We start from the raw sequence: 23,084 nt of genomic DNA, 5'->3' as shown, positions 1-23,084 counted from the left end.
GTTCCGTCAACTTAACCGAATAGGTCACGTTTCGCCTAGCGGCCGATGCTCCCGGCGATGCCTCCGTGACGTTTTTCGAAAGCACCGCGGCCAAGGCGAGCGGTCCGCCGGCTGCTGAGGCCGATCGCGAGCCTGTGGCCGCCGGTCGGGACGGTGGCAATAGGTAGGGTGGGACTGGCGAGCTTGCGAGCGCCGGCCCAGCATCGTTATGCATCAGATTGCCTGTCCTGACACCTGACGCCTCAAATCGGTGGGCCGGCGCTCGCAAGCTCGCTGGTCCCATCCTACTCAGCCGGCATAGCACGATCAGGCCGCCGCCGGCGCGGCGGGTTGATCCGACTCGTAGATCAGCCAATGCGGGTCGGCAACGTCCGCGTCGCCCAGCGGCACCGCGACGAGCGCGGCCAGCTTGCCCGGCTCGATGCTGCCGAAACGCTTCTCCAACTGCATCGCGCGAGCCGCCCGCAAGGTGCCGAGTTCAAGTGCCGTGCTCGGCGGCAATTCCGGAAAGTGCCGCGCGACGTAGCGGATCTCTTCCAGCAAGTTGAGGTCGGGATTCGAAGCGCGGCTGTCGGTGCCCAAGGCTACGTTGGCGCCCGCGGCAAGTAATTGGGGCAAAGGATGTTTGGCATGATCGAAGTAGGCATGCGTCCGCGGACAATAGACGATCGCCAGCCGCTCGGCGTGGACCGCGGCGAAATCGATTTCTTCCTGGTCGAGGTAGTTGCCGTGGATGACGAGTGCATGCACGCCGCGGGCGGCCACGCGTCGAAGATAATCGAGCGGGCGCGTGCCGCGCGGAATGGCGGTCTCGTCCCACGCCCCAAGGTCGATCAGCAGTTCGCGGAAAGGCCCGCCCCCCGTCGCCAACAGATCCAGCTCTTCGAGCGTCTCCGCCAGATGGAAGGCAATTGGCGAGTTCGCGTCGGCGGCCAGCGTCAACAGACGATCGAACAATTCCGGGTGGACGCTGTACGGTGCGTGCGGGCTGAGACCGGCCCGCCGATGGCGGAACTCCCGCGGCGTGAGATGCTTCCGGGCCGTCGCCAGCCTTGCCTCGATCAACTCCGCCTTCAATCCGATGATCTCGAGAAAGATGGTGGCGCCTAGCGACGCCCATTCAAGGTCTGCGCCCCACGCGGTTGTGGCGATGTCGCCGTAGGCGACGGTTCCGTACGACCCGCATTCGTTCGCCCCATCTTGAATGTCGATCAGGTTGAAGGGTAGCGGCAATTGACGCCGGTGTGCCACCACCCGCCGAATCCAATCGGTGAAGGCCATGCCCGGTGTGCCCAGCGGCGCCGAAAGTCCGCTGAACTCCAGGTGCGTATGGGCATTGATCAGGCCGGGCACCAAGGCCACATTGCCCAGATCGCGTACTGTGCAGCCGGCGGCGTCGCGACCGACGGCGACAATCAGCCCGTTTTCGATCGTCACCACGCCGTCGGCGATCGGCGGCGCGGTGATGGGAAAGACGTAACGGGCCTTCAGTGCTGCTTTCACAAAGCGCTATTTGTCGTCGCGCAGCGAATCGAAATACTTCTGCGTGTGCTCGCGATAAGCGCGGGGCAACTGCTGGCCGGTGAGCGGATCGGTCTCGTCCGACTTGACCGACTCGAACTGCGTCTTGATCTCCTGCTGCACCTGACCTTTCATGTTCGGGCCGTTCACGAAGTCGACGACCAGCGCGGCGCCTTTGCCCGTCTGCTGCTTGACCTTCGTGTCGTAAAACCTCGCGTCGGTTTTTTCTTCGGGCCGCGGGCCATTGCCGCGACCGCGCCCCAGGCCCATGCCGGGACGGCCGGAGCGGCCCATGCCCATGCACGCCGCACATCCCTGGCCGTTGCACTCCTTGCAGTTGATCGAATCCTTGGCCATTTCCAGCTCGCTCATCGCCTCGTCGAGCATGGCCATCTCATCGGCCTGCTGCTGCAAGTCGGCAAGCTGCTCCTGCAATTTCGACAATGCCGAAGCCGCACCCGCCTTGTCGCCCTGCTGCATGCACTTGGTGCATTGGCCAAGCTGATCGGCCATTTGCTTGGCCAGCTTCATCTGGTTGCTTTGCTGCTGCATCCGGGCCAGCTTTTCTTCCAGCTCCTTGGCCTGCTGGTTCTGGCCTTTCTTCTTCAACTCCTCGATCTGCTTTTTCAAGTTCTGCTGTTGCTTGGCGTGAGCATCGGCCATCTTCCGCAGCTTGTCTTCCATCTGCTTCAATTGCTTCTCCAGCGCGGCCTTGGCTTCGCGGTCGAGCTTGCCGTTTTCGAGCTTGTCGCGAAGCTGCTTCAACTCCTTCATCGCCACCTGAAAATCGCCTTGCTTCAGCGCGTCGGCCAGTTTGTCGGCCGGCCCCTTGTCGAGACCCTTAAGCTGCTTGAACTGCTCCTGCAGCTTTTCCGGGGCGCCGAGCTGGTCGCGGCGTTTTTCCAGGTCTTTGGCCAGATCGTTCAACTCGACGAGCGCCTGCTTTTTGTCGGCGCCGTCGCCCTTGCTCAGGTCTTTCGTTCCTTGCTCCAGCTTGGCAAAAATCTCTTCCGCGGCCGGCAGGTTTTTGTCGCGGGCCTCTTTGCGGTGCTTCAGCGACTTGCGCGCCAGCGGATCGAGCGACGCTTTGACCTGCTTGGTTTCGGCCTTGTTCGTCGTCGAGCCGCCCGCCGTCGTTTGGCTGGTCGCCGGCTGTAAAAACGACACGATCAAGAACACCGCCAGGCCCGGCAACAGCGGCAGCCACGACCAGCGGCTGAGCCGCACGTGGAACTGTTCGCCAATGTGCAACCGCTCGACTCGTTTCATGGCGTCGTCGATCAGTGCCCGGCCCGCGGCCGATTCGAGCTGCTCCGGACCCAAGGCGTAGGTGCTCGACACGCGCTCCTTCAGTCCGAAGCGGTGGTCGATCTCCAAGGCGGCTTCCAGCTCGCTGCGGCGCGTGACCAGGCACCACACGATCGCCGTCAGCAGGCCGCCAGCGAGTGCCGCCGCCGGCCAGACCCATTCGACCACACCCAGGGGCCGGAACTTGCCGATGGTCACGACGACCGCGGCCAACATCAACCAGGCAAACCAACTCCAGCTTAGGACGGCGAGAAACCTCTGAAATGCCAAACGGCGGCGAGCACGGCGGACCTGTTGCTTCAGGACGTCCATTGCGGTTTCCTCCTAGAGATGACCGGGCACAAGCACCCGACCGCAAGTGTAACCGATCGGCCCTACACAACGCCAGTGGTCGGCTAGCCAACGGCCCGCAAATCCGGCAAAATAACGGGTCTTGTGCCGGGCCGGATGCGGCCCGCCGACATCGGACCGTACACCAAGCCCCTGAAGTGAAACATGAACTCGCTGATTGCGGATATTCGCGGCCGACAGATTCTCGACAGCCGCGGCAATCCCACCGTGGAGGTCGACGTGCGGTTGGGCGACGGCTCGTTCGGCCGGGCGGCCGTGCCCAGCGGCGCCAGCACCGGCGTTCACGAAGCCTGGGAACTGCGCGACGCCGATCCCCAGCAGTATTTGGGCAAAAGCGTCCGGCAGGCGGTCGCCAATATCAACGAAAAGCTGGCCGATGAGCTGATCGGCCAAGACGCGCTCGATCAGGCGGCGCTCGACCGGCGGATGATCGAGATGGACGGCAGCCCGAACAAGAAGAACCTGGGCGCCAACGCCATCCTGGGCGTATCGCTGGCGGTGGCCCACGCGGCGGCCGACTGCTGCGGGCTGCCGCTGTTCCGCTATCTGGGCGGCGCCGGAGCCAGACTGCTGCCGGCGCCGATGATGAACATCATCAACGGCGGGGCGCACGCCGACAACAAGGTCGACGTGCAGGAATTCATGATCATGCCGCTGGGCTTCGACTCGTTCGGCGAAGCCCTGCGGTGCGGCGCCGAGGTGTTTCACAATCTGAAAAAGGTCTTGCAGAAAAAAGGCTACAAGACCGCCGTCGGCGACGAGGGCGGCTTCGCGCCCGATCTGGGCAGCAACGCCGAGGCGCTCGATCTGATTGTGGAAGCGGTCGGGCAAGCGGGTTACAAGATCGGCCGCGGCGGGCAGGTGGCCATCGCGCTGGACGTGGCGGCCACCGAACTCTACGACTCCAAGAAAAAGGTCTATTCGATGGACGGCCGCTCGCTCGACGCCGCCGGCATGGCCGATCTGCTCGCCGGCTGGGTCGACAAATACCCGATCTGCTCCGTCGAAGACGGCTGCAGCGAAGACGATTGGGAAGGCTGGAAGTTGCTCACCGACCGCATCGGAGGCAAAGTGCAGCTTGTGGGCGACGACCTGTTTGTGACCAACACCCAGCGGCTGCAGCAAGGCATCGACCGCGGCGTGGGCAACAGCATTCTGATCAAGGTCAACCAGATCGGCACGCTGAGCGAGACGATCGAGGCCATCGAGCTGGCCCGCCGCCACGGCTACACCAGCATTGCCAGCCATCGCAGCGGCGAAACCGAAGACGCGACCATCGCCGACCTGGCCGTGGGCCTGGCGACCGGGCAAATCAAGACCGGTTCGCTCTCGCGCACCGACCGCGTCGCCAAGTACAACCAGCTCTTGCGGATCGAGGAGATGCTGGGCGAGTCGGCCGTTTACGGCGGGCGGCTGTTTCCGAAGTGGATTTAACGCGTCCGGAGGATGGCCTTCCCAGGCCGTCTCGTCTGGCACGGGACGGCCTAGGAAGGCCATCCTCCGGAGAACAGAGGCACCCATCAGCGTGCAACGCGGACCAATCAGCGATTCGCCCCTGTTCTGGCTGATGCTGTTCGCCAGCGTGGGCCTGGTCATGTTGGCGGCCGTGGAGCCGAAGTTCGCCCGACGACAAGAGCGAATCGAGCGGATGCAGCAATCGCGCCAGCGTGCCGCCCAGCGCAACCGCGCGGCCTCGAAAGAAGGCCGGGCCTCGGAACGGTCGGCGGTGCCCGAATGGCAGCCGGCGGGCCGGGCGACCTTGCGGCCGCTGATGTTGTTCGTGGCGGGACTGCTGGTGGCCGCCATGATCGGCATGCACATCCGCCGCCGGCGGCACGCATGATGACACAACGCCGACCGAGTCCCACCCTGCTTAGTCCACGAACATGAATTCGTTCGTGCTCAGCAGCACCTGGGCCAATAGCTCCCACGGCGTGAGCTTCGAAGCCTCTGCTGAAACCGGCGGCGCGTCGATGAACCGCACGGCCAACTCAACTTCGTCGTTCGTCGCCACGCGGCCAAGGATCAGCCGATAGAGCGCCTGCACTCGCCTTGCCGCATCCATCTCGCCGGCCACTTCCGGCCGGGCCACCAGCCGCCGCACCTGCTCGAGCACGAACGGCGAGTTCATCGCGAACAGCGCCTGTTGCGGCACCGTGGTCCGCGGCCGCTGGTCGTTGGAGACGTCGGGATTGGCAAAGTCGAATATGCGGAACACGCCGGGCAAATCCTGCCGGTCGAGAAACGCATAAACGCTGCGGCGGCCAGAATACGGCGCCGCCCAGAGGTCGACCGGCCGGCCACCCAGCGCGGAATCGAGCCGCTCCGAAATAGCCAGGTAACTGTCGCGCATCGACTCGAAATCGAGCCGGCGGCGGTTCATCCGCCAGAGCAGGCGATTCTCCGGATCGACAGCGACGCACTCCGCCCGCTCACCCGTCGCCTGCTGATAGGCGCTGGAGAGCAGGATCTGCCGGTGCAGACTTTTCAACGACCAACCGTCGTCCATGAACGTGGCCGCCAGCCAGTCGAGCAATTCGGGGTGCGTCGGCGGATCGCTGCGGACGCCGAAATCGCTCGGAGTGCGCACCAGACCATTGCCGAAATGGTGCAACCAGACGCGGTTGACCAGCACCCGCGCGGTCAGCGGATTGTCGCGGCTGGCAATCGCAGCGGCCAGATCGAGCCGCCCGCTGCCGTGCTCGAAGGGCCGCCGCTCGCCGCGCGAGAGGACCGCCAAAAACCGACGCGGCACGCGGTCGCCCGGCCGGCCCGGATTGCCGCGAACAAAAACGTGCGGTTCCACGGGCGAAGGCGCGTCGACCATGGCCATGGCGCGCGCCGGAGCGGCCGGCGACGTGACCTCCAGCTCGTCCACTTTCTTTTTCAACTGCGTGAGATGGTCGCGCACCTCGCGATCGAACAGCCGCTGGGACTGCTCGTCGGTCAGCACCGTCGGCGACTCCGGCCCGTAAAGCACCTGCCGCAGTTCTTCAGCCGCTGGGTCGTCAAGCCGCTCGGCCGACGGGGCGGTCTGGCGGAGTTCGTTCCATTGCTTGTCGACGGACGCCAGCAGCTCGCCGTAAAGCCGGGCCACGTCGGTCATCGTCGCCGGCCGGTGTTCGACCAGCATTTGCCTGACCAAGGGGTTCATCGGCGGCGCGTCGGCTGCCGACATCCAACTTTCGATGGCCTCATTCGCCTTGGGGCCGAAATCGGCCGGCGTAATCGCCGCCAATTCGTGCCAGGCCGCAAACACCGGACCGCGCTTGGCGGCCGACTGCTTCACGTACTGCCGCCAACGATCGGTGATCGGCCGCCGCAGGTCGCCCGGTCCCAGCGAGATCATCGGCTCGTCTTTGGGCGGTCCGTCGGCCGGTTCGCCGGGCCGCTCGCGAATCAATTGCAGCAAATAGTCGCCGGCCTGCGATCGGAACTGCTTCGCCAGCTCTTGCTGTTTGCCGACGCGGTAATCGTCGACGGCCTTCTCTCGCGCCGCTTTCTCCTTCTTGAACTCCGCGTAGGCCGCCGTCTCCTCCGGCACGCCGATCAGCGGCCCGTCGTCCGGCTCCGTCGAGCTGGCGAAGACGCCGTAGAGCGAGTAATAATCGGCCGAGGGAATCGGGTCGAACTTGTGATCGTGACAGCGCGCGCAGGTGACGGTCAGTCCCAGCAGCCCGCGCGACACCACGTCGATCCGGTCGTCGATGATGTCGTGAACGTTGAACATGAACCGCCGCCCCAGCGTCAGAAAGCCGAGAGCGGCCAGCGAGCGGTTGTCGCCGCTCATGGGCAGCTTGTCGGCGGCGAGCTGCTGGCTGACGAACCGGTCGTAAGGCAGATCCTCGTTCATTGCCCGGATGACGTAATCGCGGTAGGTGTACGAAAACGGATACCGCCGTTCCTGCGTGAACACATAGCCCTTGGTGTCGGCATAACGGGCCACGTCGAGCCAGTGCCGGGCCCAGCGCTCGCCGTAGTGCGGCGAAGCGAGCAACCGGTCGACGACGCGCGGCCAGGCGTCGGGCGACGCGTCGCGCTCGAAGGCTTCGATTTCGCCGGCGGTCGGCGGCAGACCGAGCAGATCGAAGCTGGCGCGGCGGAGAAGCGTTCGCCGGTCGGCGCGTGGCGAGGGCGTTAATCCCTGGGCTTCGAGCCGCGCCACGACGAAGTTATCGATCGGCGTGGCGCACCCGTCGGCCTGCTTCACGCTCGGAACGGCCGGCCTAACAACCGGGCGAAACGCCCAATGCGCGGCCTGCGCGTCTTGCGGCGAGGCCGGCGCGGCGCTGGCGGACCGGCCGCCGTCGATCGCTTCCTTGGGCCACGGCGCGCCGATCTCTACCCATTTCACCAGTGCCGCCAGTTCAGCATCAGGCAATTTCGCCGTCGGGGGCATCTGGACGTCGCCCTGATAACGGACAGCCGTAATCAGCGAGCTCTGGTCCGGCTTTCCGGGCACGATCACCGGGCCGCCGTCGCTCCCGTTCTCAATCGCCGTCCGCCGGTCGAGCCGCAGGCCCGACTCTTGTTTCTCGGCGCCGTGACAACTCTGACACCGGTTGACGAGCACTGGCCGCACGCTCTTTTCGAAGAACTCGACTTGCTCGGCCGTAGGTGCTGCCGGTTCGCCGGCGCAGAATCCCACGCAGGCAACGAAACTCGTGGCGGCAAAAGCGAGGACGGGCAGCAGGTGCCGGAAGCGGTTCATCGGCGAATCGTGTACACGAATAGTTTGATTTCTCGGCGGGCGGCACCGCGGCCCGTGCCGCTGGGGTGCTTCGTTAGGGCGGGAGGATTCCGACGAATCCACAGCGTTATCATACCATTGCGGCGGCAAGCGGGAAAGTTGGCATTGACCCGGTTGTCGAGGGCGACTAGAGAAGTCGCCCATGGATGTGACCGACGCCGTCGATCTGGGTCGTGAGGCGATTATCATCGGGCTGCTGGTGAGTGCCCCCGTGATGGTGGCCGGACTCATCGTCGGCCTGGCGATCGGACTGCTGCAGGCGCTCACGCAGGTCCAGGACCAGACGGTCTCGTTCGTGCCCAAGATTGTGGCCATGGTCTTCGTGCTGGCCTTCAGTTTGCCGTGGCTCTTGAACCGCATGGTCCAGTACGTAGAAGACGTGTTCGGCAACATTCCTGAAATGCTGTGACGGAGGCGTTAGGCGATGGGCGTTAGGCGCTAGGCGCGGTCCTCTAATCATTCCCTAACGCCCAACGCCTATTGCCTAACGCCTTGAACCATGTTCGACTTCACGCAACACCATCTGTTCGTGTTCTTGCTGGTGCTCGTCCGCACGAGCGGACTGGTGCTGGCCGGGCCGCCGTTCGGCAGCAGCGAGATTCCAACCCAAATCCGCGTGTTTCTGGCCATCGCACTGGCCATGCTCCTGTTTCCCGGCCAGATCGACACGCCTTTGACGCCGCCCACGACGCTGGCCGGTTCCATTCCGCTCGTCGGTGCCGAGCTGTTCATCGGCTTTCTGCTTGGTTCGGGCGTGTTGCTGTTGTTTTCGGGAGTGCAGTTGGCGGGGCAAATCGTCGGACAAATGAGCGGCATGACGCTGGCCGACGTATATAACCCCGGCTTCGACGCCGACGTGCCGCTCTTGTCGCAGTTACTGTATATGGTGGCCCTGGCGGTCTTTTTGCTTTGCGGGGGCCACCGCATGGCGATGACCGGGTTCTTGGATACGTTTGCCGCGCTGCCGCCCGGCAGCGCGAGCATGGCTACCTCGCTCGGCGACATGGTGGTGACGCTTTTGGTGCAGAGCTTTTCGTTGGGAGTTCGGGTCGCCGCGCCGGCCACGGCGGCCTTGATGCTGGCTTCGCTGGTGTTGGGCATCATCAGCCGCACGCTGCCGCAATTGAACGTGATGGCGCTGGGGTTCGGCTTGAACGCCTTGGTGACCTTGAGCATTCTTTCCGCATCGCTGGCCGGCCTGGCGTGGCTGTTGCAAGACGAAATCGAGCCAGCACTGAACACGGTGCTGAGTGCGTTGCGTTGAACGATGAGAGATGAGGGATGCCCGAACAAAACGGCGAAAAATCGCAAGAAGCAACCCAGTATCGCCGGCAGCAGGCCCGCGAACAGGGTCATGTGGCGCGCAGCCAAGATCTCGGCTCGGCCGCGCTGCTGTTGGGCGCCATGACGGCGATGCTTTGGATGGGCGGCTCGGTGGTGACGACGATGGGCCTCCTCGCACGGCACTATCTGGGCGACGAACCGTGGCTGACCGCCGACGTGGCCACGGTCTCACATGAGTTCTCCACGGTCATGCTTGGCCTGGCATCCGTGCTGCTGCCGCTGCTGCTGGTCATCCTGGCGGTGGCGGTGTTCGTCAACATCGCCCAAGTGGGCCTGCTGTTCGTGCCCGAAAAAATCATGCCCGACATCTCGCGGCTCGATCCGGTCGCCGGGTTCTTTCGTGTTTTTTCGCTGGCCAGTGTGATGCGGCTGGTGTTTGGATCGTTCAAAGTGCTGCTGGTCGCAACGGTGGCCTATGTCTGCCTGTCGGGCGAGCTCGACGACGTACTGGCCCTGGTCGCTCTCGATCTGGCGCAGATCGGCCGCTTCCTGAGCGAGTCGCTGTTGTGGACGGGCATCAAGATCGCCTCGGCACTGCTGCTGCTGGCGCTGTTGGACTACGGCTTTCAGTGGTGGCGGCAGGAGCAGGACCTGCGGATGACCACGCAAGAGGTGCGGGAAGAGATGAAGAACCTGCAGGGCGATCCGCAGGTCATCGCCCGTCGCCGCGCGGCCCAGCGGCAGTTGGTGATGAATCGCGTCCGTTCGGCGGTGCCGAAAGCCGACGTGGTGATCACCAACCCCACGGAGTTGGCGATCGCCATTCAATACGAGCATGGCACGATGGCCGCGCCGATCGTGATCGCCAAGGGGGCGGGCGTGCTCGCCGCGCGCATCCGCCGCCTGGCGTTGGAGAACGGCGTGCCGATCGTCGAAAAGAAGCCGCTGGCTCAGTTGCTCTACAAGGAAGTCGAGATCGACCATCCGATCCCCGCCAAGTTGTACGCCGCGGTGGCCGAGGTGCTGGCCTATGTCTATCAGCTCAAAGGCAAGACGATGCCGGGAAGGTAGTTGGATTTTGGATTTTGGATTCCAGAGTCGGCGTGCTCTAATGCGCGGCAGGTGCAGGTGTTGGCTGTAGGCGTAAAGGACCGTAATCGGCTCTTGATCGGAGGAGAGGAGTTCGGGTCGTGAAAATTGCTCCCTTGGCGGACGTGAAAGCGCGTTTGAGTGCCTACTTGGACGAATGTGGCGCCGAAGGCCCTATCGTCATTACACGCAATGGCAAGCCTGCCGCTGTTTTGCTGGTTCCCTACGACGACGATGACCTGGAGCGTCTCATGTTGGGTCGTTCGCCACGGTTTCAGGCGCTGTTGGAACGCTCGCGGCAGAGCATCAAACAGGGGAAAGGCTTGTCTGAAGAGGCGTTCTGGGCCGCGGTCAAGAAACGTAGCCAAGAGCGTAAGCGGTCTGCCACGAAAGGACGCCCCAAACGCTGAAACGGTTTCGCGCGTTGTGCGGCCTAGGGAGACACTCATGACCAAGTCACACGAACCACTGCGAATCACTCGCGGCGCGGCTTTCACGGCCGCCGTTTCTCTGCTGCTTGTGTTTCTGCCGCTTTTGACAAGCAGCAATGCTCAGCAGAGCGACAACAACGCGGCAGACGAGCAAAAGAATCGTGCGGCCGAGGCCGGCGCAAAACAGCGTTTCTCGTTCGGCGGTAAAGTCGAAGTTCTGGCTCTCGGCACGCACGGCCCCGACGACAGCCGTTGGTGGGCTGGGGACGGCAAGCCGCTCAAGTCGCTCCCTGCGCCGCTGATCGGATGTTTCGTGCGGCAAACCGACGAGCGGGGCAACAAGCTGGCATCGCTGCCGGTCTCTTGGAGGAACGGCGGCGACACTGTCAACGCAGCAAACGTCGTCTGGCGCAGGATCATCGTACGCGTTGACGGTTTGCCCGACGATGCGGATGTCAGGTGGCACAGTTCGGGAGCTCACGCCACTGGTGATGGTGAAGTGAGCGTGGAGGGCCAGACGAACCCCAAGGGGTATTTCAGCCGCTATGTCGGCGTTCCGCCGGAGCAAAAGACGACGACCATAAAATTCGGCGTGGCCACGGGCAAATGGACGACGGAAGCCGAGGTGCAGCGGTTTGGCAGGACCGCGATCGGCAAGCAGAACCACGGCATCGTGTTTTCCGAAGGGTTCGATATGCCGAACGGAGCGACAATCATCGTTTCGCACGATTATTTCGATCAGGACGTCCGCGTCGTGGCCTTCGATAAACAGGGCATGCTGCACGACTCCGCGGGCCGCGGCGGGGCGAGTGGCGGCAAGGTCCACCAGATGCAGGCCACTTTTCCGAAACTCAACCGCGACGATATTGACCACTTTGAGTTCCAAACGCGCGAGTATGAATATGTCGAGACGGCGGCGCTTCCTTTATTAATAGATCCGCCCGCCAAGCCGTGATTGAGGACTTAGCCCCTGCGGATTTCAGATCCTTTGAAGCTGATGTGGATCCGGTAAACCGCTTTGGTTCGCCCGTAAATTCGGCCGGTACTGAGATCCACCCGCTCGGGAATCTGCTGGTTGTTCTTGTCGACGACGGCATAAAAGCCCCGTTCCGAAAAAACGTCGATCAGCATCGACAGGGCGAGAGGATCGTCGAAAATCGGATCTTCCGAGTTGACGATCGCCCGGCCTGAGATCGCGTGGCGGGTAATGATCGGCATGAACTTCGTTTCGATCATCTCGACAACGCGGATGAACAGGTCGGTGTGCTCCAATTCGTAGCCGTCCAGGCGTTTTACCAACTCCTGCCGGGCATGCAGGATGATTTCCTCGGCCAGCGGGATGGGACTCAAGCGGTCGTTGGTGCGCGGCTCCAGTTCCAGCGAGCTTTGGTACTGCAGTTCTTGGAGGATGTTCGCCTCGACTTCGTCGATGGTCCCTTCCGCATTGATGAAGTGGTAATGATAAAGGTCCTTCAAAGACTGCAGCGCGTCCCAGGTCTGCTCTTTGAATACCTGGTAGCGGCGGCGCGCGGTCTCTTCGCTCAGGTCCGAAGAGCGCAGTTCCAGCGGTTTGCCGATGCCCGTCTCCTCCACTTCCCGATTATGCTCGGCGATCAACATCCCTCGTTTGAGTTGGCGCTCGATGCTGGTCCGTTCGCTCACGAACAGAACCATGGCGTGAATGGTCGGCCTGCGGAAGTGAATGGCCTGGGGAGTGTTTTCGAATTCATCGTGGAGCTTGTCGATTTGTTCCACCATAAGTTTGAGGCACTCGACCTGCACCCGCGTTCTGGGAAATCCGTCCAGCAAAGCCCCGTCTCGGAATTCGTCTTCGAGCAGTTTGCGCAACAGAATGCCGACGACTTCCTTGTCGCCCACCATCCCCCCTTGGTCCTTGATCTTTTCCGCTTCGGGCGTCACCAGCAACTCGCTGACGACGATGGGCGGACGGGTGAGACCGCGAGCTTGCATGATGAACTTGGTCTGGGTGCCTTTTCCGGCGCCCGGTGCTCCGCCCAGCAGGATCAGCTCCTTGGGAAACCGCAGGTTTTCGTGACCGACTTGCTCCTCAAGGTCATCCCAGACCGTTTTGAAAATGACTTGGGCGTCTTTGATCTCCAGGTCCAGAGGCGGTCGGCCTGGTGCGGCGGGCAATCGCATGGATGATGTTCCTTCTTGCTACCCCTCGAAGCGAATCTCCAAAATCTCGAACTTCATCGTGCCGGCGGGGACGGGGATTTCGACCTGCGCGCCGACTTTTTTGCCGACCAGCCCCTGGGCCAGCGGGCTGGTGATGAGAATCTTGCCGGCGTCGTAATCTTCGTCGCCGGCGCCGACCAGCGTGAACTCTTCCTTGTCGCCGAAGTCGAGGTCTTTGACCACCACTGTGGCCCCGAACACGACTTCGTCTTTGGGCAGTGTCGCCGTGTCGACAATCCGGGCACGGCTGAGCTTGTCGCGCAACAGGTTGATTTTGGCCTGCAGCATGCCCTGGCTCTCGCGGGCGCCGTGATACTCGGCGTTTTCCTTGAGATCGCCCGCCGAACGGGCCTCGGCCACGCGCTCGGCCACCTTCGGCATCTCCACCGTATCCAGGTGCTTCAATTCGGCCATCAGTTTGTCGTAGCCGGCCCGGCTCATGGGAATCACGTCGGACATCATTCGGTCTCCCCGTAACAGTGAAAAAGCCGCTCGCCTCGGTACGGGAGGCGGCGGCGACTCCCCTTTTTAACCCACTTGGCGGCACGGTGTAAAGTGCTGCCGGCCGCTGGTAGTGTCTAAAAACTGTGCTGCTTGTAGGGTGGGAGCGAGCGAGCTTGCGAGCGCCGGCCCACCATTTTCGGCAATCGTGGTGGGCCGGCGCTCGCAAGCTCGCTCGCTCCTACCCTACGGCCCGTGCCTGCGTCGATGCAATTAGGACACAACGCTCGTTTGACAGTCGCGTCGACGATGAATAGGTTCAGGGACAATGAGCCTAGCCACTCTCGCCCGCATCCATGCCCGTGAAGTGCTCGACAGCCGCGGACAACCGACGGTCGAAGTCGAGGCGGCCAACAGCGACGGCACGTGCGGCTCGGCCATCGTCCCGTCCGGTGCCAGCACGGGCAAGGCCGAAGCCCACGAGCTGCGCGACGGCGATCCGAGCCGCTACGATGGCCGGGGCGTGCGGAAAGCGGTCGCCAACGTCAACGACATTCTCGGTCCGGCTGTGATCGGCCGCGATCCGGCCGAGCAGGCGGCCATCGATCAACGGTTGTGCGAGCTCGACGGCACGCCGCAAAAGTCGAAACTGGGCGCCAACGCCATCCTGGGCGTATCGCTGGCGGTGGCCCACGCCGCGGCGGCCGCCACAAGACAGCCGCTCTATCGGCACCTGAACGCCCTTTGGCAACAAGCAGCCGTGGATTTGCGGACGCCCATCGACACGGCGTGCCGCATGCCGCTGCCGATGACCAACATGATCTCCGGCGGGCTGCACGCCGGCGGCAACCTCGATTTCCAGGACTTTTTGATCATGCCCGCCGGCGCGGCGAGCTACAGCACCGCCCTGGAATGGATCGTCCGCGTCTATCGGCGTCTGGGCAAAATGCTGGCGGATTCCGGCTGCGAGGGCTGTTTGGTCGGCGACGAAGGGGGATTTGGGCCGCGGCTACCCAGCAACCGCGCGGCGGCGGAAATTGTGGTGCGGGCCATCGAGGCCGCCGGTCTGCATCCGGGGGCCGACGTAACGCTGGCCGTCGATGTGGCCAGCAGCCATTTTTTTGACGGCGGCAGTTATTGCCTTAAGACGGCTGGTGACCAACGATGGACCAGCGGTCAAATGATCGATCATCTGGCGGCGTTGGCCGACGAGTTTCCCATCGCCAGCATCGAAGACGGACTGGCCGAAGACGACTGGAACGGCTGGCAAGAGCTGACGCGGCGGCTGGGCGAGCGGGTGCAGCTCGTGGGCGACGACCTTTTTGCCACGAACCCCGACCGGCTCAAGCGGGGCATCGACTTGAGCATCGCCAACGCGGTGCTCATCAAGGTGAATCAGATCGGCACGCTGAGCGAGACCTTCCGCACGATGGCTGTCGCCCGTGCGGCCGGCTATCGTTGCGTCGTCTCGGCCCGTAGCGGGGAGACGGAAGACGCGACCATTGCCGACCTGGCTGTGGCCACCGCCGCCGACCAGATCAAGATCGGCTCGGTGCAGCGCAGCGAACGGCTGGCGAAATACAACCGGCTGTTGGCGATTGAAGAGGAACTTCATCCCTCGGTTTGGTAAGTAAGCACACGATGGCAAAACGAGCGAAAGCGGAACGCAAAGCGCAACGGAACCGACCCGATCTGGCTTCACCAGAACGGGCTCTGGGAATTCATGATGCCCGACGATAGAATCGACCCTTAATGGATTGGGGAGTCCCGATCATGCTCCCCTGGTCACGACCCGCGTATCAGCAAGGAGGTAGCAGATGAGTAGTTCAGCCACTGTGGAATGGCTTTCGGAAGCGATTGGACAGGCGACGAGGTCCGCGAAGTTTTGCGTCTCCGGTTGCTTGCCCGTCGTCGATCCCGAGATCGAAGTGAAGGGTCTGGGGCCGATCGAGCTTCCCCTGAAGTCCAAGGCGGCGAAGGCCCTCGTCGCTCGTTGCCGGACGGCACCCTATGGAAAGGGAACAAGGACGCTGGTCGACAAGAACGTGAGGAATACGTTCGAGCTCGACCCCGACCAATTCCGCCTGAGCGAAGAATGGAACGCGGCCATCGCCGGCGCCACGCAGCTCGCCGCCGAACAGCTTGGGCTGCCCGCCGAACAACTCGAAGCCAGGTTGTACAAACTGTTGGTCTACGAGAAGACCTGTCGCGCGTGCTGGAATTTGTCCGCGGGTCGCCCGGCGAGTTTCGCCTGGACGAATGCCAGGTGCCGTGCCTGAAGTCGATCGTTCCGTGGTCGAAAAAGCAGCTTGGCTCGCCGCACCGGCAACTGGCGTCTTGGCTGGCCGCCGTGCGGCAGCGGCTCGAAACGGCCACCGCCCGGCGACCGGAGCCTCCCGCCGACTGGGCCCGTCCGGCCGAGGTGGACTGCAACTGCCGATATTGCGCCCAGCTCAATTCCTTCTTAGCCGACGGCGCGAACATGGTCACGCGCATTGCCGCGCGTGAAGATCTCCGGCGCCACGTGCTCGACTCGATCGGCCGGCATCAGTGCGATGTGAAAAGCACGCTGGAGCGGAAAGGAAGCCCGCATGCACTGCTGCTGACCAAGACGACCGGCTCGTTCGAGCGCGCGGTCAAACGGTTTGAGGCCGACCGCCGGCTGTTGCGCGAACTGCCTTCGGCTTAGAGTGCAGGCGGGCGCGGCATCGGGTAGAATTGACAGGGCCGTCTGATGTTCAAAACTCGGCCACGGAGCGAACCCCACGAGCGAAACGGTAACGTTGGAACTGCCCGCAGAATTGGCGTCGCGAGCGAGAGCGGTGGCCGCGGCCACCAATCGGCGCCTTGAGGATGTAGTAACCGAATGGGTCGGGCGCGGCGCGGCCGAGCCCGCTCTGGAATGCGCCTCCGACGACGAGTTGCTTGCGCTTTGTGAGGCGGCATTGCCGTCGGCCACCCAGAACGAGCTGAGCGACCTCTTGGCCCGCAATCGCGACTCGTTGCTCGACGCGCGCGAGCGCCATCGACTCGACGAACTGTTGGCTTCCTATCGACGAAGCCTGGTGCTAAAGGCAAAAGCCTGGCAGCAGGCGGTCGCTCGTGGCTTGAAGCCGCCTTTGAGCGACGCCGCCGAATGAGCAACCGCGCAACGAGGGCGTCATGTCATCGTCGAGGTGCGGATTTTGTAACTCGTTGCGGCGCCAGCAAAGTGTCACGCGCCAGATACCGCGCGGCCCAAAGCCAGAACAGAGCGCCCACGACAATCGCGACTGAGACCGCTGAAAAGCCGATGTTCATGTTGCCGTGGTAACGGTCGGCCCGCGCGCGACGCGCAAACCCGTTCCTGCACCGGGACGGCCTGGGAATGCCGCCCCACCGCAACGACCGCCGGACCGCGCGGACGTGACAACGGTAACAAGGGTGCCGATTGCACCGCCTCGCGGCCAACAATCTTGCGACGCGAACCCCGTCGGGACTGTTGCCTATTTGCCACACGTCGCCGGCGGACCTATTTAACGGTAGCTGCGCAAAAACGCGGCATTCGACATACAAAAACCACTCATTCGAGGAAGACTACGGTGAACCAGCGAAAAGGCGAGTTGGCCGCCGGGCTGAACAAGCCGCCCGCGTTCAAGCGGACGAGCTTCTGCCCGCCGCTGCTGCTTTACAAAATGATGTACCGCCCCTTGGAGTTCCTCTCCGAAGTCGGTGAGCGGTACGATCTCGTCCGGCTCGGTTGGCTCGGCGTGCCGTTCTATCTGGTCACCGGCCCGGAGTTGGTCAAGCAGTTGCTCTCCGACACGAAGCGCTTCGCCAAGGGTTCGCTGTTCAAGAAGCTGGAGATCGTGCTGGGCAAAGGGCTGGTGACGCTCGACGGCAAAGAGTGGATCGAAGCCCGCAGGCGCGTCAGCCAGGCCTTCGCCCGTGGACTGATGGCCGATCAGCAGCAGATCGTCGTCCGGCATACGCTCGAACTGGCCGCTCGCCTGAAGGCCGACAATCGTTCGACCGCGTTCGATCTCGACCTGCTGATGAGCGAGCTGATGATGCGGGTGGCGATGGAGCTGCTGTTCGGCGCCACGTCCGACGACGTCGATTTAGACGAGTTTCACGACGCCGTCGATGTGTGCAACGATTATGCGCGCTACCGCATCTGGTCGCTGGTGCCCGAGCGCTGGAACACGCCGCGCCGCCGGCGGTTCGTGCGGGCGCTGGCGACGTTGGACTCGGTGGTCAGGCGCATGATCGAGCGGCGGCGGCGCGAGACGCCGGCCGAGCTCGATCGACGCAGCGACGTGATGTCGCTGTTGCTGGGGTGCGGCTTCGAGGGCGCCGAGCTCCGCGACCACGTCATGACGATGCTGATGGCCGGACACGAAACGACCGCCGGCTCGGTGACGTTCCTGCTCGGCCTGCTGGCGCGTCATGCCGAGGTGCAAGACGACCTCTACGACGAAGTGGCCGGACTCGCGCCGGCCAGCGTGCCGCTGGGCGAGCTGCCGCTCACGGAGGCCGTCTGGCGCGAAACTCTGCGGCTCTATCCTTCGGTGCCGATGCTCGACCGTCAGGCCCTGACGGACGTGTCGCTGGGCGACTACCGCATTGAAGCGGGGGCCAACCTGATCTGGAGTCCCTATGTGATGCACCGCAAATACTTCGAGCGTCCGGAAACATTCGACCCCACGCGGTTCCTGCCCGGCTCGCCGGTGGCGCCGGGCACGTACATTCCCTTTGGCGAAGGTCCGCGGATGTGCATTGGCAAGTCGCTGGCCGACATGGAGGGCGTGACGATCACGGCCCTCTTGTGCCGGCAGTTCTCGATCGAGCCGGCCTATTCGGCCCCGCTTCGCGTGCGCCCCATGATTACGCTTCGGCCGGAGAGCGGCTTTGTCGTGCGGTTTCGCCCGCGGGCGGCGGCGGGCAGGGTGGCTGGGGAGTCTGCAACCGCGCAGGTCGGTGGACCGGAGGAGCTTGCCTGCGCGGGCGGGTTGGCCGATTGAACCTAGGGCCGACTGCCGCGAGGGAACGCGGTGGCTGGGGCAGAGCTTGGCCCGGCGCTGCCCCAGCCACCGCCGATGTCTCATTCTCGGCCGCGCTCGCCGGCCTCAGTGCGACCGCTCCCGGTTACTCCGCGTCTTGGCCGGCTTGCTCGCTTTCACCCAGCTTCTCGCGCGACTGGCGCCGCAGACCGTCGGCCGCCGTGCGAAGCGCATCGGCCGACTCAAACAGGTTCTGCTCTTCCAACACGTCGGCGGCCTGCTGCAACTGCCGGCAGGCTTCGCGCAGCGCAACAATCTGCGAATGCGCCGTGACGGGCAAATCCTCCTCTAACGCCACCTCAATCGACTCATAGGGCGACGCCGCCGGCGGAGCGGCTTGCCGCCGGTGGTTTTCTTCGTCCAAGGCTCGAATCCATTGGACAAGCAACTCCGGCGAGCCGCTGAACTCGGTCCCTTCGAGCACGCTCTTGCCCAGCCGCTTCTGTGTGTCGAGAATCACTTGCGCCGGCTCGCCCGCGCGCAGGGCCTCAGGCGACGGCGCATCGCCGGCTTGCCTCGCCAGCCGATGGTAACTCAGGACCGGGCGCTCGCCGGCCGGGGCTTTCAATACCACACCGGCATCGGCGGCATTTTCGTCGTCCGCATGGGGCCTGCCACACATCGGGCACGAATCGCCCCAGCCCGCCAGACGGCGGATGGCTTCCGCCAGGGTCGATTGACGGACGAATGGGTACCCAGGCATGTGATAGAGGAAGTCGTCGCGTGCCACCGGTCCCCGCAGCCGTTCCATCGGGTGTACGGACGGATCGTTTGTGACCCGCACGAAACGCGGCGGCGTTGATTGCTCCTCCATTTGTGCCCGGCGAAGTTGCTGCTCGGCCTGGCCCAGGTCGCCCTGGGCGCTGATGATGTTGCCGCGGTTGCGGTTCCAGATCGGTGTCGGCACGCCCGCCTGCGTGTTGTACCTTGTGCTATGCGCGCCGGGTGAGGTGAAATCGCGGCTTTTGTCGTCCGCGTGCCGGCGGTGCGAATTGCCCTTCTCTTCGGGCGCGGCCCGCCGGCGACCAACTCGGGTTTCAATGAAGTATTGGACACGTGAATCGGCGTCGTCGGCCGAACCGGGCGGCGTCACTTCATCGGGGCAATCGGCCTCGGCCGGCGGCGGAGCCTCGCCGGGCTGGCCGCCGGCCGGTTCCGTGGCGCCCAATCGCCCGCCAGGCACCAACAGCAAGCATCCGACGGCAACAACACAAAAGCGTCCAACGAGCATCCGATCACCTCGGGTGTGGGTGGCAAAACCGGGCGGGATTATAGGCGGGGGTGTACGCACGGTGGAAGCTCAATTGACAGGGATTGCCGCGGATACCATAATCCCCGCCCTCCCCATATCGGCGGGCCGTTTGATCCTGCGCACTCGCCGTCGCCCTCGCGCGACGACCAGCCGCTCCGGCAGACGGTCCTGCCGCACTTCCTCGCTGTCGGCGTAAAACGCGAAGTCTGGGTTATGACCAACCGCTGGGTCGTCATGCTGACGTCTGCCGTGCTCCTGACGAGCGCGTTGCCGGCGAGCGCCTGGGCCCAGTCGCCGCCCGCCACGCCGTCCGGCGAGACGTCGGCCGACGACCTACGACAGGCCGACGCGACGGGCAAGTCGCCGGTGCTGCGGTTTGCCGCCGCGGCCGAAAAGGCACAACTGGCGTTGCCCAGCCTCAAACCAAAGCCGGCCGGCAGATCGGTGCTCCAGCCGTCTTCGTCGCGGTGGCTCGAACCCGGCGCCGCCGCTCAGCCTAAGGGCGGCTTGCCCGACGAGTTGGGGCCGCCCGACTTGCTCTCGCCCGAGACCGGGCCTGGCGCGTTGCGGCCAGAGCCGATGGCCGAAGAGTTGCCGGTCGGTCCGCTTGCCGGCACGCTCCTCGACTCGGACCCGCTGCACTCGGCGCCGCTGCCCGACTTCGGTCCGTCGCCGAGGGTGCCCCTGCACCAACAGCCCATGATGCGCGAGAGCTGGATGTTTCGGCCCTGGAACATCAGCTTGTTCGAGGGCGGGCTGTTTGCAGCCACGCCGGCCCAGGCACAGTTCAAGACGACGGCTTCGTATTTCACGGGCTTCCGCGTGGGATGGGATTATTCCACGCACTTCGGCGGCGAAACGCGTTTCGGCTTCTCGAAAGTTTATATGGTCGACGCCGCCACGAGAAGCGTCGAAGTCGGCTATCAGAAGCTGTTTTACTTCGACTCGAACTTGTTGATCTATCCGTGGGGCGATACTCGCTGGCGGCCGTTTCTTTCGATCGGAGGCGGCCTGGCCGACATCAACATCGTCAGCAACAACGGCCCGGTGCTTCACCCCGGCGCCTTCAATTTGCCCTGGGGAGGCGGCATCAAGTATCGCGTGGGCACGCGGATCGCGTTTCGGGCCGACGTGCGCGACAATCTCACCTTTTCGGGCAGCGGCGGCCTGCGGACGGAGAACAACATCGAAGTGTTGGGCGGCATCGAGTTCCACTTCGGCGGCGGCGAGCGCCGCAGCTATTGGCCCTGGAACCCCAGCCGGCACTGGTGGTGAGCGGATTTTGGATTCTCGATTTTGGATTTTGGATTGTTTGTAATCCAAAATCGAAAATCCAAAATGCCAATCCACGGGCTTCGGCCGTCTTATGCCACCGTGACCTGCTTGTCCAGGTACACGTCCTGAATCTTGTGCAGCAGCTCGATGCCGTCTTTCATCGGCCGCTGGAAGGCCTTGCGGCCGCTGATCAGGCCCATGCCGCCGGCCCGCTTGTTGATCACGGCCGTGCGGACCGCCTCGGCCAGGTCGGAAGCGCCTTTCGACTCGCCGCCGGAATTGATCAGCCCGATCCGTCCCATGTAGCCGTTGGCCACCTGATAGCGGCAGAGGTCGATCGGGTGCGGCGACGTGAGCTTCTCATAGACCAAGGGCGACGTCTTACCGAATTTCAACGCCGTATAGCCGCCGTTGTTGACCGGAAGTTTTTGCTTGAGGATGTCGGCCTGGATGGTCGCCCCCAGGTGATTCGCCTGCCCGGTCAGGTCGGCCGACAAGTGATAATCCTGATCGGCCTTGAAGGCGTTGTTGCGGAGGTAGCACCAGAGGATCGTGGCCAGTCCGGCGTCGTGTGCCCGTGAAAACGCTTCGCTGATTTCGATGATCTGGCGTCCGGCTTCGTCGGAGCCGAAGTAGATGGTGGCGCCGATGGCCGCGGCGCCCATCTCGACCGCCCGATCGACCGTGCCGAACAGGATCTGGTCGTGCTTGTTCGGATAGGTGAGTAGCTCGTTGTGATTGATCTTCACGATAAACGGAATCTTGTGGGCATACTTTCGGGCGACGGCGCCGAGCACGCCGAAGGTCGAAGCGACGCCGTTGCAACCGCCCTCGACGGCCAGCCGCACGATGCTTTCGGCGTCGAAATAGATCGGGTTCACAGCGAACGAGGCGCCGGCCGAATGTTCGATTCCCTGGTCGACCGGCAAGATCGACACATAACCGCTGCCGCCCAGGCGGCCCGTGCCGAACAGCCGCGCCAGGTTGTTGAGCACCCGCAAGTTGCGGTCGCTGGGCACGAAGATGCGGTCGACGAAGTCGGGGCCGGGCAAGTGCAAATCGTCTTTGGCGATGGTCTGGCAGCGATGCCCGAGCAACCCGTCGGCGTCTTTACCCAACAGTTCTTGAATCCAACTTGCCATGGCCTTTTTCTCCTTCGTTCTGAAAACGGGCAACCACAAACGCCCTCAGTTTATCAATGTGCGGCGCGGCATGCTACTCGCGCAGCCCCTCCCTCGGTCCGTGACAGACCAGTCACGGCGGTCACGGCTCTCCTGCCAACCGATCCAGGATTTGCCGCAGTTGCGACTGAAAGGCGGGCTTGACGAGATGATAGGTGATGCCGGCCGCGCGCGACTGCTGGAAGTCCTGCTCCTCGCCGTGCGCCGTGACGGCAATGAACGTCGTTTCGACCTTCGCGCCCTGACGCTGCAAGCGGCGGACCAGTTCCCAACCGTCCATGTCGGGCAGGCCGATATCGATCAGCGCGACCTGCGGTTCATAATACGGCGCCAGCGCCAGGGCCTCGTGGGCCGAGGTGCAGACCCGCGACGAGTACCCCCATTGGCGAAGCATCGTCTGCAGCACGTTGGCTGTGTCGAGGCTGTCTTCCACGATCAGCACTCGCAGCAAGCCCTCGTGAAGCGGCGATCCGGACGCAGCCCCGCCCGCATCCGGCGACATGGCGACGGAGACGCGTTTGCGCGTCACGGCGACAAACGGACCCATCGGCCCGGAGGTAGGCGAAGGGGCGGCAGAGAAACAATCTGGCAGTGTTGGACGCATGAAAAACTGGCGGCGAACGGCGCCGATCCAGGACGCGAGAGCAATTGCGTAAATAGAATGCCTGACTCACACGACTCTAACAGACAATCCAGGATGGGTCAACCACCCGCGCTTCAATTCGCATCGTCCCTGCCGGGCTGGTGCCGGGTTCCGGCCATTTATCCCGGTTACGCCAGGATCTTGGTCAAAACTTGCCCGGCCACGTCGGTCAGGCGGCAGCAATTCCCGCTGACCCAAAAAATGGCCTGAAATTGGGGGTTGGGGCGGCCGGCTTTCGCGAACCGGCGGTCTGAACAGGTGTTCTCGCGCGGCAGGTCGGTGGCTATAATCTGGCCAGCGGTTTCGGATGACCGTAG

The 23,084-nt window shown here is 63.7% G+C and carries 22 protein-coding genes; 13 read left to right on the top strand and 9 right to left on the bottom strand.

All coding sequences use genetic code 11. The features are described 5' to 3' along the window. Positions 1–306 precede the first annotated feature (306 nt). Both VNH11_07835 and VNH11_07830 read right to left on the bottom strand, forming a co-directional pair. The gene (locus VNH11_07835) at positions 307–1,503 is read right to left on the bottom strand and encodes an amidohydrolase family protein (GenBank protein HVA46268.1); all 1,197 of its coding nucleotides are present in this window, start codon (positions 1,501–1,503) and stop codon (positions 307–309) included. A gap of 6 nt (positions 1,504–1,509) precedes the next feature. Next, a complete protein-coding gene (locus VNH11_07830) occupies positions 1,510–3,141 on the bottom strand; it encodes a hypothetical protein (protein ID HVA46267.1) in 1,632 nt (543 codons plus the stop codon). A 183-nt stretch (positions 3,142–3,324) separates the two neighbouring features. On the opposite strand from VNH11_07830, the gene eno (VNH11_07825) reads away from it, so the two are divergent. Further along, a complete protein-coding gene (gene eno, locus VNH11_07825; GenBank protein ID HVA46266.1) occupies positions 3,325–4,614 on the top strand; it encodes a phosphopyruvate hydratase in 1,290 nt (429 codons plus the stop codon). Positions 4,615–4,705: 91 nt separating this feature from the next. Next, a complete protein-coding gene (locus tag VNH11_07820; protein ID HVA46265.1) occupies positions 4,706–5,023 on the top strand; it encodes a hypothetical protein in 318 nt (105 codons plus the stop codon). A 30-nt stretch (positions 5,024–5,053) separates the two neighbouring features. Here VNH11_07820 and VNH11_07815 read toward each other — a convergent pair whose 3' ends face one another. Continuing rightward, the gene (locus VNH11_07815) at positions 5,054–7,891 is read right to left on the bottom strand and encodes a PSD1 and planctomycete cytochrome C domain-containing protein (GenBank protein HVA46264.1); all 2,838 of its coding nucleotides are present in this window, start codon (positions 7,889–7,891) and stop codon (positions 5,054–5,056) included. 181 nt (positions 7,892–8,072) lie between these two features. Here VNH11_07815 and fliQ point away from each other — a divergent pair, with 181 nt between their 5' ends. From fliQ to VNH11_07790, 5 genes are all read left to right on the top strand, one after another. Then, positions 8,073–8,339 carry a flagellar biosynthesis protein FliQ gene (fliQ, locus tag VNH11_07810; protein ID HVA46263.1) on the top strand — a complete coding sequence of 89 codons (267 nt, stop codon included), beginning with the start codon at positions 8,073–8,075 and terminating at the stop codon, positions 8,337–8,339. A gap of 90 nt (positions 8,340–8,429) precedes the next feature. Further along, positions 8,430–9,194 carry a flagellar biosynthetic protein FliR gene (locus tag VNH11_07805; protein HVA46262.1) on the top strand — a complete coding sequence of 255 codons (765 nt, stop codon included), beginning with the start codon at positions 8,430–8,432 and terminating at the stop codon, positions 9,192–9,194. A 17-nt stretch (positions 9,195–9,211) separates the two neighbouring features. After that, a complete protein-coding gene (gene flhB / locus VNH11_07800; protein ID HVA46261.1) occupies positions 9,212–10,285 on the top strand; it encodes a flagellar biosynthesis protein FlhB in 1,074 nt (357 codons plus the stop codon). 134 nt (positions 10,286–10,419) lie between these two features. Beyond that, a complete protein-coding gene (locus VNH11_07795) occupies positions 10,420–10,713 on the top strand; it encodes a type II toxin-antitoxin system Phd/YefM family antitoxin (GenBank protein HVA46260.1) in 294 nt (97 codons plus the stop codon). Between the two features lie 37 nt (positions 10,714–10,750). Next, positions 10,751–11,689, top strand: a complete 939-nt coding sequence (locus VNH11_07790) for a hypothetical protein (protein ID HVA46259.1) — start codon at positions 10,751–10,753, stop codon at positions 11,687–11,689. 8 nt (positions 11,690–11,697) lie between these two features. On the opposite strand, the gene VNH11_07785 is transcribed toward VNH11_07790, so the two are convergent. Beyond that, complete coding sequence (locus VNH11_07785) at positions 11,698–12,894, bottom strand: nucleoside monophosphate kinase (GenBank protein HVA46258.1); 1,197 nt, start codon at positions 12,892–12,894, stop codon at positions 11,698–11,700. 18 nt (positions 12,895–12,912) lie between these two features. Beyond that, positions 12,913–13,392 (bottom strand): transcription elongation factor GreA, encoded by a 480-nt coding sequence (greA, locus tag VNH11_07780; GenBank protein ID HVA46257.1) that lies wholly within the window; start codon positions 13,390–13,392, stop codon positions 12,913–12,915. A 310-nt stretch (positions 13,393–13,702) separates the two neighbouring features. On the opposite strand from greA, the gene eno (VNH11_07775) reads away from it, so the two are divergent. The 5 genes from eno (VNH11_07775) to VNH11_07755 all read left to right on the top strand — a co-directional run bounded on the left by eno (VNH11_07775) (position 13,703) and on the right by VNH11_07755 (position 18,377). Next, positions 13,703–15,004: a phosphopyruvate hydratase gene (gene eno, locus VNH11_07775; protein ID HVA46256.1), complete on the top strand. Its 1,302-nt coding sequence runs from the start codon at positions 13,703–13,705 to the stop codon at positions 15,002–15,004. 187 nt (positions 15,005–15,191) lie between these two features. Next, complete coding sequence (locus VNH11_07770; protein ID HVA46255.1) at positions 15,192–15,653, top strand: hypothetical protein; 462 nt, start codon at positions 15,192–15,194, stop codon at positions 15,651–15,653. After that, positions 15,587–16,063: a hypothetical protein gene (locus VNH11_07765; GenBank protein HVA46254.1), complete on the top strand. Its 477-nt coding sequence runs from the start codon at positions 15,587–15,589 to the stop codon at positions 16,061–16,063. Before VNH11_07770 ends, VNH11_07765 begins: the two co-directional genes overlap by 67 nt. 94 nt (positions 16,064–16,157) lie before the next feature. Beyond that, positions 16,158–16,514, top strand: coding sequence for a hypothetical protein (locus tag VNH11_07760; GenBank protein HVA46253.1), 357 nt, complete (start codon positions 16,158–16,160; stop codon positions 16,512–16,514). Between the two features lie 441 nt (positions 16,515–16,955). Beyond that, positions 16,956–18,377 carry a cytochrome P450 gene (locus VNH11_07755; GenBank protein ID HVA46252.1) on the top strand — a complete coding sequence of 474 codons (1,422 nt, stop codon included), beginning with the start codon at positions 16,956–16,958 and terminating at the stop codon, positions 18,375–18,377. Positions 18,378–18,501: 124 nt separating this feature from the next. On the opposite strand, the gene VNH11_07750 is transcribed toward VNH11_07755, so the two are convergent. Next, a complete protein-coding gene (locus VNH11_07750) occupies positions 18,502–19,647 on the bottom strand; it encodes a hypothetical protein (protein HVA46251.1) in 1,146 nt (381 codons plus the stop codon). A gap of 234 nt (positions 19,648–19,881) precedes the next feature. Here VNH11_07750 and VNH11_07745 point away from each other — a divergent pair, with 234 nt between their 5' ends. Next, complete coding sequence (locus VNH11_07745; protein ID HVA46250.1) at positions 19,882–20,943, top strand: hypothetical protein; 1,062 nt, start codon at positions 19,882–19,884, stop codon at positions 20,941–20,943. An 89-nt stretch (positions 20,944–21,032) separates the two neighbouring features. On the opposite strand, the gene VNH11_07740 is transcribed toward VNH11_07745, so the two are convergent. The 3 genes from VNH11_07740 to VNH11_07730 form a co-directional block, all read right to left on the bottom strand. Beyond that, on the bottom strand, positions 21,033–22,085 hold the full coding sequence (locus tag VNH11_07740; protein HVA46249.1) for a class I fructose-bisphosphate aldolase: 1,053 nt from the start codon (positions 22,083–22,085) through the stop codon (positions 21,033–21,035). A 121-nt stretch (positions 22,086–22,206) separates the two neighbouring features. Further along, positions 22,207–22,671: a response regulator gene (locus tag VNH11_07735; GenBank protein ID HVA46248.1), complete on the bottom strand. Its 465-nt coding sequence runs from the start codon at positions 22,669–22,671 to the stop codon at positions 22,207–22,209. A 224-nt stretch (positions 22,672–22,895) separates the two neighbouring features. After that, the coding region (locus VNH11_07730; GenBank protein ID HVA46247.1) for a hypothetical protein at positions 22,896–23,084 on the bottom strand (189 nt) is incomplete at its 5' end.

It is taken from the genome of Pirellulales bacterium, from assembly GCA_035533075.1.
Classification (GTDB): Bacteria; Planctomycetota; Planctomycetia; order Pirellulales; family JAICIG01; genus DASSFG01.
Note: the sequence above shows the minus strand (reverse complement) of the source record. Positions and strands in the feature narration are given on the sequence as shown.